10 protein-coding genes are annotated in these 10,495 nt (G+C 52.7%); 5 read left to right on the top strand and 5 right to left on the bottom strand.

What is annotated here, in order from left to right; translation table 11 throughout:
* Nucleotides 1–357 precede the first annotated feature (357 nt).
* Entirely contained in the window at nt 358–912 is a 555-nt protein-coding gene (locus tag ABYP33_RS15480; protein ID WP_373092062.1) for a cob(I)yrinic acid a,c-diamide adenosyltransferase, read from the bottom strand.
* A gap of 97 nt (nt 913–1,009) precedes the next feature.
* Between ABYP33_RS15480 and cobU the strand changes: the two genes are divergently transcribed.
* Genes cobU through ABYP33_RS15465 form a run of 3 tightly spaced genes read left to right on the top strand, consistent with a single transcriptional unit; the run spans nt 1,010 to nt 3,200 of the window.
* Complete coding sequence (cobU, locus tag ABYP33_RS15475) at nt 1,010–1,525, top strand: bifunctional adenosylcobinamide kinase/adenosylcobinamide-phosphate guanylyltransferase (protein WP_373092061.1); 516 nt, start codon at nt 1,010–1,012, stop codon at nt 1,523–1,525.
* 24 nt (nt 1,526–1,549) lie between these two features.
* A complete protein-coding gene (gene cobT, locus ABYP33_RS15470; protein WP_373092060.1) occupies nt 1,550–2,596 on the top strand; it encodes a nicotinate-nucleotide--dimethylbenzimidazole phosphoribosyltransferase in 1,047 nt (348 codons plus the stop codon).
* Nucleotides 2,589–3,200 carry a histidine phosphatase family protein gene (locus ABYP33_RS15465; RefSeq protein WP_373092059.1) on the top strand — a complete coding sequence of 204 codons (612 nt, stop codon included), beginning with the start codon at nt 2,589–2,591 and terminating at the stop codon, nt 3,198–3,200. The genes cobT and ABYP33_RS15465 overlap by 8 nt, the downstream gene beginning before the upstream one ends.
* Before the next feature lie 28 nt (nt 3,201–3,228).
* On the opposite strand, the gene ABYP33_RS15460 is transcribed toward ABYP33_RS15465, so the two are convergent.
* Nucleotides 3,229–3,669, bottom strand: a complete 441-nt coding sequence (locus tag ABYP33_RS15460) for a hypothetical protein (RefSeq protein WP_373092058.1) — start codon at nt 3,667–3,669, stop codon at nt 3,229–3,231.
* 92 nt (nt 3,670–3,761) lie between these two features.
* On the opposite strand from ABYP33_RS15460, the gene ABYP33_RS15455 reads away from it, so the two are divergent.
* The gene (locus ABYP33_RS15455) at nt 3,762–5,447 is read left to right on the top strand and encodes an alkaline phosphatase (RefSeq protein WP_373092057.1); all 1,686 of its coding nucleotides are present in this window, start codon (nt 3,762–3,764) and stop codon (nt 5,445–5,447) included.
* Between the two features lie 89 nt (nt 5,448–5,536).
* Nucleotides 5,537–7,588 (top strand): metallophosphoesterase, encoded by a 2,052-nt coding sequence (locus ABYP33_RS15450; RefSeq protein ID WP_373092056.1) that lies wholly within the window; start codon nt 5,537–5,539, stop codon nt 7,586–7,588.
* Between the two features lie 22 nt (nt 7,589–7,610).
* On the opposite strand, the gene ABYP33_RS15445 is transcribed toward ABYP33_RS15450, so the two are convergent.
* From ABYP33_RS15445 to ABYP33_RS15435, 3 genes are all read right to left on the bottom strand, one after another.
* A complete protein-coding gene (locus tag ABYP33_RS15445) occupies nt 7,611–9,062 on the bottom strand; it encodes a cobyric acid synthase (RefSeq protein WP_373092055.1) in 1,452 nt (483 codons plus the stop codon).
* A 222-nt stretch (nt 9,063–9,284) separates the two neighbouring features.
* On the bottom strand, nt 9,285–9,929 hold the full coding sequence (gene bluB, locus ABYP33_RS15440) for a 5,6-dimethylbenzimidazole synthase (RefSeq protein WP_373092054.1): 645 nt from the start codon (nt 9,927–9,929) through the stop codon (nt 9,285–9,287).
* Nucleotides 9,926–10,495, bottom strand: a 570-nt coding sequence (locus tag ABYP33_RS15435) for an ABC transporter ATP-binding protein (protein WP_373092053.1), incomplete at its 5' end; no start/stop codon positions are given. The genes bluB and ABYP33_RS15435, both read right to left, overlap by 4 nt.

The raw sequence follows: 10,495 nt of genomic DNA, 5'->3' as shown, positions 1-10,495 counted from the left end.
CTTTACGAAACCGTGCCACAATATTGGTGCAATTATATTTTTAGCGACCAATGCGTCACCAAGCTACTGCCCGCAAAATACGGTGATAGCAGTGGCGTGCGCGGCGCTGCCTGGTTGTGGGGGTAGTTGAGTCGAGTGCCTTATGCGGGAAGGCTAATGCTTAGGGCGTCCGCTTAATGCTGGACGGGCGATACGTCACTCCTGTGAAGACAGAAGGTCTAAAACTCGTCACTCCTGCGGAGGCCGAGCACCGCCCCTGCGAAGGCAGGGGTCCATCTCGTCAACGAGGCTGGGGATTAAGGGCAACGCAACTATCCTTCTGGCGATGATGTTGCATTTTTAGCGTCATTCAGTTGTTTAACGCTTATCCGCCTGCACCCACAATACTTCCTGGCCGCCGTCGCGCAGCGCTAGCAGCCGAGCCATGACAAACAAAAAGTCTGACAAGCGATTCAAATATTTGCGGCCCGTGGCATTTACTTCATCGGTTTTACTTAGCGCGACCAAGCAGCGTTCGGCGCGGCGGCACACGGCGCGGGCCATATGGCAAAGAGCCGCGGCTTTACTGCCTCCGGGCAGGATGAAGTTTTTTAAGGGTGGCAGGTCGGCGTTTAGTTCGTCGAGGCTGACTTCTAACTCATCGATTCGTTCTGGGCTTATCATGGTGTAACCGGGCACGGCCAGCTCGCCGCCTAGGTCAAATAAGTCGTGCTGAATACGGGCAAGCAAGGGTGAATAGGGGTCCGCTGTGGGCAACTCTGCCATCAGCAAGCCGATAAAAGAATTTACTTCATCAATTGTGCCTATGCCTTCCATACGGCAGTGGTCTTTGTCTATACGTGAGCCATCGCCGAGGCCGGTGGTGCCGTCATCGCCAGTTCGCGTGTAAATCTTGGATAATCGATGTCCCATATTTCCCTCAATGAAGTCGAGTCTTGTAGAATAAGCGGTTTACTATACGTCAGATCGCTAAACGGTGGCAGTCTCGGCATCGTAGTGGAGTATATGCATGCTGGAATTGTATTTGGGTGGCGCCCGCTCTGGTAAAAGCCGTTTGGCCGAGCAGCGTGTGTGTGCGTCTAAGCTGCAGCGGATATATGTGGCCACCGCGACTGCTGGCGATTCAGAAATGGCGGCACGAATTGAACATCATCAACAGCAGCGCGAGGCTGATGATTGGCGTACTGTAGAGGCGCCAGAGGAATTGTCTGCGGTAATACGGCAATACGCGACACCGCAAACGGCTATTTTGGTGGATTGCCTCACTCTATGGCTGAGTAATTGGCTGGCCAAAGAAGATGACGACAACTGGCAGCAGGTGAAGGGGCAATTCTTGCATACCTTGCAAACCGCACCTGGGCATCTTGTGTTGGTTAGCAATGAAGTGGGGCAGGGCATAGTGCCGCTGGGTTCGCTCACCCGCCGCTTTGTGGATGAGTCTGGGCGTTTGCACCAAGACATTGCCGCGCTAGCCGATAGAGTGGTGTTTGTTACCGCGGGTTTAGAGCAAGTTTTAAAAAATTAAAGTATAAGATTAAAGGGAATAGATATGAGTCATTGGTACGAGGAAGCGGCACCGGAAGCTGACGAAGAAATGCGGGCTGCAGCCATCGCGCGGCAAAATAGTTTAACCAAACCCCGTGGCGCGCTTGGTCGTCTCGAGCATGTTGCGGTGCAGATGTCGGCTATTCAGCGCACTTTGGAGCCTCATGCTAACAAAGCATTAATTGCGGTATTCGCGGGTGATCACGGCGTGACCACTGAAGATATTTCGGCCTACCCGCAAACTGTCACCTCAGAAATGGTGCGCAATTTTGCCAATGGCGGCGCGGCGATCAGCGTCTTGGCTAAATCGATGGGCATTGATTTCACCGTGGTCAATGTGGGTACTGTTTACGCGCTCGAAGATCTACCCAATGTGCAGGATTTACGGGTGGGCGCTGGCACCCAAAATATGTGTGTTACCGAAGCCATGTCTTTGGAACAGTGCGAAGAAGCCTTGGCGGTAGGACGCGGCATAATAGATCAGGCTGGCGACATTGATGTGTTTATTGGCGGTGAGATGGGCATTGGTAATAGCACCGCTGCGGCAGCGCTGGCAGTAGCGCACACCCGTCTTTCGGCTACCGCGATGGTTGGTCGCGGTACCGGTATTAGCGACCAGGTTTTGGCGAAAAAGGCGGCGGTGGTAACCCGCGCGATGTCCCGGCATCTACCTCATATGAAAAACGGTGTAGAAGTATTGCGTCGTATTGGCGGCTACGAAATTAATGCCTTGGCGGGCGCTTATATTCGCGCTGCTCAGCGTGGCATTGTGGTATTGGTCGATGGTTATATCTGCACGGCGGCGGCAATTTCTGCAGTAAAAATGAATCCCTCTATTCGGCCTTGGTTGTTTTTCTCGCATTGTTCTGCCGAGCCGGGGCACAGCCGTTTATTGAATAAATTGGAAGCCGAGCCACTCCTGCAACTGGATATGCGCTTGGGCGAAGGCACTGGTGCGGCGCTCGCGCTGCCCATTATGCAAGCGGCCTGTCGTTTGCAAATTGAAATGGCGAGCTTTGAGCAAGCAGGGGTAAGTCGCGGTAATGACTAAAGTCACAGAAACCCATGTCGATTTACTGCGTCACGGCGCTTGCCAAGGTGGTGAAATTTTTCGCGGCAGCACCGATGTGGCACTCAGCGAGTTAGGTTGGCAGCAAATGCGCGATAAAGTTACTGCCTTAGGCGATATGCAGTGGGATCATATTGTGAGTTCGCCTTTACAGCGCTGTCTACGTTTTGCGGAAGATCTTGCTGCGCAGCGCGCCACGACATTGACAGTGCAGGACGATTTGCGCGAAATGCATTTTGGTGATTGGGAGGGCTTGGCCCACTCAGAGGCGAGAAAACGCTTTACCCGTGAGTGGGCAGAATTTTGGGAGTCGCCCGCTGAGGCAAGCCCACCTAATGGCGAGGCTATGCCAGATTTCTGTCGGCGTATTAGTACCGGCATCGACGCTATTGTTGAGCATCATCAAGGGCAATCGGTATTGCTGGTGGTGCACGGCGCAGTCATTCGGGTAATGATGTGTCATCTGCTGGGTATGCCCATGGGGGCGATGACGCGAATAAATGTGCCCTATGCGGGTATGACGCGTTTTAGCGTTTACCATCAAGAAGGCAAGGCGCCATGGGTCCAGCTGGCTAGTCACTTTTAATCTTGATGTGCGGTGTACCAGCAAGCCTTTAGTTTGCTGGTGTCTGGGCTGTTACGGCAATAATATCCGGTGGCGAAAGGGCTTTGCTTCCAACAATGAACCACTTTCCATCCCGGCGCTGAAACTGGTACTCGGCGTGGTGTACCTGCTGCTCACCGGCCGCGAATTTGCCAAAACTGCTTTGATACTGTTTGTAAGCCATATTAAATGGCTCCAGCTTGTGCAGGCTAGTAACCGTGTCGAAATCTTCTGGAAACTTCAGGCGCACATCTACGGTTGCGCGGCCACTATTGTCGCTGTGTTCACTTTCAATAATTATAATTTCTTCAATGCTGAATATTGCCGGTTCGGCAAGACTCATTAAATTATCCCGCAGTAAATTACTCACAATGTAATCGGTAAAGGGGATGGGCTTGCTGCTGCAGGCCACAATACTTGCGCAGAAGAAAATTAATAAGGCTTTATACATTTGCATTCCATCTTCATAGGGTCGGGGGCGACCTGATTTGTGTTGCTTTGGCTTTTTTTACTGAAACTTAACTGTAACAAGGCGTGGTTATCATGCCGTTACTTTTAAATGACAGTACGAGTGAGCCATACGTGAACCGACGCCATTTTCTACGCGCCATGAGTACTGTGTCTATCGCGGTGCCTATATTGACAGCCTGCGGTAGCAACAGCAATTCCAATCGCGCGCCGACGGCCAGCAAACCGCCCACAGGCATTCCTGTGACTGCACCGCCGGTATCATTTGTTCATGGTGTCGCGAGTGGCGACCCGCTAGATGATCGCGTTATTTTGTGGACGAGAGTCACGCCAGACCAAGCCGACGGCGGTGGTATTACCGTTCTATGTGAGGTTGCTGAAGACCCTGAGTTTGAGAATGTCGTATTGGCAGAAAATTTGGTGACTGGCCCCGAACGCGATTATACGGTGAAGTTCGACGCCGCTGGTTTATTGTCTGAACAACATTACTGGTACCGCTTTTCAGTTGGTGAGCAGCTATCGCCAGTTGGTCGGGCACTGACGCTGCCCATGCCAGGTCAATACGCAGCGCATTTACGCTTTGCGGTGTGTTCCTGCAGCAGTTACCCCCACGGTTATTTCTCGGTGTACCGGATGATCGCCAATCGCAGCGATCTCGATTTTGTTCTGCACTTGGGCGATTACATCTACGAATATGGTGATGGCGAGTACGGTGACAACGCGGGTCGCCTGCTCGATCCAAATCACGAAATTTTGGTGTTAGACGATTACCGTCGTCGCTATGCCCATTACCGCCGTGATGTTGACTTACAAGCAGTGCATCGGACTCACCCCTTTATTACCGTGTGGGATGATCACGAGACCGCCGATAACGCCTACAAAGATGGTGCTAATAATCACAGCGACGGTGAGGGCGAATGGGATGCGCGCAAGACTCAAGCGATTCAAGCCTATTTTGAGTGGATGCCAATTCGCCCCCCTACGGCCACCGAAGACAGTATTTATCGTAGCTTCCGCTATGGCGATTTAGCCGACTTCGTCATGCTGGATACCCGCATAGAAGGGCGCGTTAAGCAGTTGGATAACCCTGCTGACCCAGCGCGAACCGACGCCCGCGACTTGCTTGGGCAAACCCAGAAAGAGTGGTTTAAAAACAAGCTCGCTACCGCGCAAAATACCTGGAAAATCGTGGGCCAGCAGGTGATGTTTGCTCAGCTGCAACTGCTGGAAATTCAGCGCTTATTGCCGGGTGTGCCGACCAATGAGTTTAGTCCGCTGGTGGCCATAAATATGGATCAGTGGGACGGCTATCCCAGAGAGCGTGAAGAGGTACTGGATTTTGTGGAAGAAAATGCCATTAAAAATATGGTGGTGTTAACAGGCGATATTCATAGCAGCTGGGCCAATGAACTCTATAAAAGTAGCGCGATATTAACATCAGGGGTATTTGAGGAACCGCTGGGGGTGGAGTTTGTTACCCCCAGCGTAACGTCACCCGGCTTCCCTGACGGCGCCGCAGAATTGGTGTCGGCGGTACTGCCAGTGGTGAATCCCCATATGAAATACACCGACTTGAAAAATCACGGCTTTATTTTAATGGATGTTACTCATCAGCGCGCTCAGGCTGAATTTTACTATGCTGAAAATATCGACGCCGCGGATCAATCTGGGGTGGAGTTGAGTAAAGTAAAAAGTATGGCGGTTGAACGCGGCAGCAGTCGTTTAAAAGAAGATACGCCGCTATCTCGGCCCAAGTTCTGATTTGTAAATATGTTTAGGGTTTCAGTAGCACTGGGTATTGTTTAGTGTGTAGCGATTAATTTTAAAACATTTTGAAATGTTGGATAACTATGAAGGCATTACCTTGTTTCGCTAAGGCGAGTTTAATTGCATTACTGCTTAATCTAGCCGCGTGTGGTGGGGACTCTTCGGCAAAGCCGACGGCAGCGGTCGATGGCCCGCTCCAAGAAGCCCCTGTAGACAGCACGCCAGATACGTCTCCCGATAAAGACGACGCCGTTGTTAGAATGATACTGCTAGGCGACAGCGGCAGTGGCAGCGAGGGAGCCTATACGGTTGGTAAGGCGGTGGCGAAAGTGTGCGCGGTCAGAGGCTGCGATTTGGTGCTGGGGCTCGGCGATAATATTTACGAGTCGGGGGTGAGTTCGGCGCTGGACCCTCAGTTTGAAGAGAAGTTTGAACTGCCTTTTGCGCCAATTGATTTGCCCTTTTATTTTGTACTTGGCAATCACGATAACAGTGGTTTTTTTGGCGGCGATGGTGCCAATAATGCCAAAGGCGACTTTGAGGTCGACTATCACTACCGGGATAGTCAGCATCCAGATTCGCCTAGGCAAACTTCACGCTGGAAGATGCCGTCGCGCTACTATCGCTTTACCAACGGCGGCGAGGCCGCCACGCCATTGGTGGAGTTCTTTGGTATCGACTCCAATCAAATCGCTGGTGGCTTCCCCGACAGCAATGAAAACTATTCATACAATAATTACGGCTTGATTCAAGCTCAGTGGCTGAAATCGGCGATGGCCAGCAGCAAAGCCAAATGGAAAATTGTCTTTGCTCACCATCCTTATATCTCCAACGGTTCCCATGGCAATGCCGGTAATTACGACGGTGCCCCTGCGTTTATTGCGCCGGTATTAGCCGGTGAACGCTATAAAGCATTTGTTGAAGAAACCCTATGCGATAAAGCCGATTTCTTTTTTGCCGGTCACGATCACGATTTGCAGTGGCTGATGCCAGTGGCTTCCTGTGGTAAAACTGGTTTTATTCTCTCGGGTGCGGCCAGTAAAACCCGCAGTCTTGAACACCGCGACGATAATCCCGTGTTTTATGAAAAGGGCGATAATTACGGCTTTGTCTGGGTCGAGATTAAGGGCGATAAAATGGTGGGCGAAATCTATCAAGTCGATCCCGCCGACCCAGCCTTGGGCTTAGGTTCACTTAGTCAGCCTGAGCCAGCATTTCGGCGCGAGCAAATTCAGCAAGACGCAATTGGCTTGCCTGAATCAGAAGGTTTTACTAGCCCACTGCAAGCTAACGACAGCTTTGACGTTAACGGTGAGAGCGGTAATCTTGACCCGGTACAGACGCAATTTAGCAGCGGCTTTAACAGTCTTGCTACGGCCATTCCCGAAGAAAATATTAGTCGCCTTGTGACGGGGGTGGGTGAATCCGGTACTGCACTACTGGAAGTTGCCGATTCGCTGATCACGGGTTTGCAGGGCGCTGCCACTGAGCAGAATCCAGACTTGGCCTTGGCCGGTGCAGCACGGGCAAATCAGGCCCTGCAGTACGCATTGCAAAGCTTACAAGACAGTCTGGTTCCGGTCGAGGGTCAGGGCTTGCCTGCGCCCCTCGACCAGCTCAGCGCTGCGCTGGAGCAGTTCAGTGCGGAGTCGCCTTCTGATGATGATACTGCAGATGGAAATGCCAGCGCCGATCTGCGTGGCATCACTGATCCTTTGCGTAATTTAGCTAGCAATATTCAAAACATTGTCGATAGCATTGCTGAAGAGGGCGGCAGTGTGCCGGTAGCTGGCGCCTCATTGGACTTATTGTCCGAATTATTAATCGACGTTACTCGTTTACTCGATGCGACCGGCAATGTTGACAGCGGCGAAATGGCCCAAGTATTAGCGTCGACCACCGACGACCTGCTCGCCAATATTTTGCTCAATGTTGTGCCTATTGAAGAATATGCGCCAAGTGGGGTGAGCGATGCGATAGGGCTTGGTCCCAAATTTTTGGGCACCGCCTTACTGTTAGTGAGCCAAGAAGTGGCCTACCATTTAGATACGCAGGTTTTGCCGCCGATTTTGCAAGGCTTGGCTATGCTGCCGCTGTCGGCGCTGGATGAATTGTTTGTGGCCTTTACCCTTTAATTTGGGGGTGCCTAGGGCTTTGTTAACGGCCAGCGAGTGGTGTTAGCAGAGCCTCAATATTCAAATGCGCCTCTAAGCAATCTGCGAGTCTATCAATATTGCTTTCAATCACCCCCGCGTAATCCAGCGCCGCAACGTCTTTGAGGCCTGCCCATTTAAGCAGGCTGTCGCGGGTGTCGCTTTCGTCAAAGAGGCCGTGTAAATAGCTGCCAATAATCTGACCGTCGGCACTGCGGGCGCCGTCGCGATGGCTGCCTAAATCGGCAAAGGGCGTATCCAGTGCCGGACCAGTGCTAATGCCCGCGTGAATTTCATAGCCGCGTATTTTGGCTTGTTCTTCCCATAAATGGCCGCTGACCTGGCGCAGGGTTTTGCTGCTGCCGAGGGTGGTTTCCATGTCGAGCAGACCAAGGCCGGTAGTTGATCCGGCGTCGCCCTCGATGGCGTCGGGGTCATGTACTGCACGGCCTAACATTTGAAAGCCGCCGCAAATCCCCAAGACCTTGCCGCCGTAACGTAGGTGCTTTTCTATGTCCTTGTGCCAGTTGTTGCTGCGCAAATAATCTAAGTCGCGGCGGGTGCTTTTGCTGCCGGGCAGAATAATTAAATCGCAGGGCGGTATCGCTTCGCCCTTGCCCACGAACTTTAGATCGACCTGCGGGTGCAGACGCAAAACGTCGAAGTCGGTGTGATTACTAATACGAGTGAACACCGGCACCACCACTTTAATCGCGTTTTCGCTTAGGGTTTGGCGGCTGTCGATGGCGTCTTCGGCTTCTAAATGCAGGTCGTGAATATAGGGCACCACACCGATGACCGGTTTGCCGGTGCGCTCTTCTAGCCAGTCGAGGCCCGACTGAAGCAGGGCGATATCGCCGCGAAAGCGATTGATGATAAAGCCTGTTACTCGCGCCTGCTCGGTTTCCGATAATAATTCTAGAGTGCCGACCAAATGGGCAAACACACCGCCGCGATCAATATCGGCCACAATCACCACTGGGCAATCCACCGCCTCAGCAAAGCCCATATTGGCAATATCATTGGCGCGTAAATTAATTTCGGCGGGGCTGCCCGCACCTTCGACCACGATGACATCATACTGCTGACAAAGGCGCTGATGGGACTCCAACACCGCGGCCATGGCGCGTTTTTTATAGGCGTGGTAATCCTGCGCCTCCATATTGCTCAGCGCCTTGCCGTGAATAATCACCTGGGCGCCGGTGTCGCTATTGGGTTTGAGTAGCACCGGATTCATATCGGTGTGTGACGGCAGACCGCAGGCTTGGGCTTGGACCGCCTGGGCGCGGCCAATCTCCCCGCCCTCTGGGGTCACCGCGCTGTTCAAGGCCATATTCTGGGGTTTAAACGGGGCAACACTCAGGCCGCGTCGCTTAAAAACACGGCACAGACCGGCGACCGTTACACTTTTACCGGCGTCCGAGGTAGTGCCTTGAATCATTAATGTTAGGGTCATCGCTGTATGTCACTTAATTTAATTGGCGTGGTTCGTCTATTTAGGGCGACGGGAGACACTAAAACTAGCTGGACGTCTGACGTCTGACGTAATTGGCTTGGCCGCGAGACCTTGCCGCCCCTCAACTGAGCTCCGACCAGAGTTCTTAGCGTCTCCCGTCTCCCATCCAGCGTTTTGCAGCCACCGCGTCTGACCTCCGACTTCCGACGCCAGACCTGCACCTTAGTCTTGCCAGCCGTCTTGCATAATCAGTTCATCAAGATCCTTGCGCTTGGCCCACAGTTCGGTCTCTAGCATCGGTCGCGGGTAAAATTCATCTACCGGGCCAAGACAGAGTATGGCAATGGGTAGGCTGCCGCTGGGCATGTTTAACAGCTGCATTACTTGTTCGGGATCAAACAGCGACACCCAGCCCATGCCCAAGCCTTCGGCGCGGGCCGCCAGCCACAGATTTTGAATAGCGCAGGATGCCGAAGCCAAATCCATTTGGGGCAGGGTGCGGCGACCAAAGATATGCTTATCGCGCTGATCCATTAAGGCGACAACAATCAGCTCGGCGCAGTCTTTAACGCCTTCTACCTTTAAACGCATAAATTCGTCTTCGCGCTCGTTCAAGGCTTGGGCGGTTTTAATGCGTTCTTCTTGCACCGTGTTGTAAAGTGAATTACGCAGCTCAGGATTCTGAATCCGAATAAAGCGCCAGGGCTGCATTAGGCCGACACTGGGCGCGAGGTGGGCGGCGCCGAGCAACTTCATTAAGGTGTCGTGGGGCACTTCGCCGCCGCAAAAATGACGCATGTCACGGCGTTCGGCAATCACCCGATACACTGTGTCGATCTCGGTTGGCGTAAAGGCGTTGCTATTCATCCACTAGAATTCCTGCTGCTCAGGGGAATGAAGTAGCGCTGGCCGTCGCTAACAATGCTGCGCAGGGGCTGATTATAAAGTTTCTCTAAGGCGGGGGTGGTGAGCATAGTGTCGGCATCGCCCCAGCAGGCATCGCCATTGGGGTAGAGTAGTAAAATTTTATCGCACCACTGGGCCGCTAAATTTAAATCGTGCAGGCACAGCACAATGCCGCAGTTAGCCGCCGCCTGCTCGGCTAATAACTCCATAATCTGTACTTGGTGTTTTAAGTCTAAATGGTTGCTGGGCTCGTCGGCCAGCCACAGTTTAGGAGTTTGGCTTAGCGCAGTGGCAATAGCCAAACGCTGGCGCTCGCCGCCAGATAAAGTGCTAATCAGGCGGTGCTCTAAATCGGCCAGTTCTAATTTTTGCAGGGCGGCGCGGGAGATGGCTAAATCCTCGGCGCTCTCGATATCCCAGGGCGAAATAAAGGGGTGGCGGCCAATCATGGCGGTTTCTAATACCGTGGCGGGAAAGCCCTCGCCATTGTTTTGAAAAACCACCGCCAATTGCTGGGCCACCTGTTT

Origin of the sequence: Zhongshania sp., assembly GCF_041584495.1 — a bacterium.
GTDB lineage: Bacteria > Pseudomonadota > Gammaproteobacteria > Pseudomonadales > Spongiibacteraceae > Spongiibacter.
The sequence above is the reverse complement of the archived record's forward strand: the minus strand, read 5'-3'. Positions and strand labels throughout refer to the sequence as shown.

Coding starts and splice junctions, on each gene's coding strand:
- ABYP33_RS15445 (WP_373092055.1), bottom strand. CDS start 9,062: ATGACCCTAACATTAATGATTCAAGGCACTACCTCGGACGCCGGTAAA.
- cobU (WP_373092061.1), top strand. CDS start 1,010: ATGCTGGAATTGTATTTGGGTGGCGCCCGCTCTGGTAAAAGCCGTTTG.
- ABYP33_RS15460 (WP_373092058.1), bottom strand. CDS start 3,669: ATGTATAAAGCCTTATTAATTTTCTTCTGCGCAAGTATTGTGGCCTGC.
- ABYP33_RS15450 (WP_373092056.1), top strand. CDS start 5,537: ATGAAGGCATTACCTTGTTTCGCTAAGGCGAGTTTAATTGCATTACTG.
- ABYP33_RS15480 (WP_373092062.1), bottom strand. CDS start 912: ATGGGACATCGATTATCCAAGATTTACACGCGAACTGGCGATGACGGC.
- bluB (WP_373092054.1), bottom strand. CDS start 9,929: ATGAATAGCAACGCCTTTACGCCAACCGAGATCGACACAGTGTATCGG.
- ABYP33_RS15465 (WP_373092059.1), top strand. CDS start 2,589: ATGACTAAAGTCACAGAAACCCATGTCGATTTACTGCGTCACGGCGCT.
- cobT (WP_373092060.1), top strand. CDS start 1,550: ATGAGTCATTGGTACGAGGAAGCGGCACCGGAAGCTGACGAAGAAATG.
- ABYP33_RS15455 (WP_373092057.1), top strand. CDS start 3,762: ATGCCGTTACTTTTAAATGACAGTACGAGTGAGCCATACGTGAACCGA.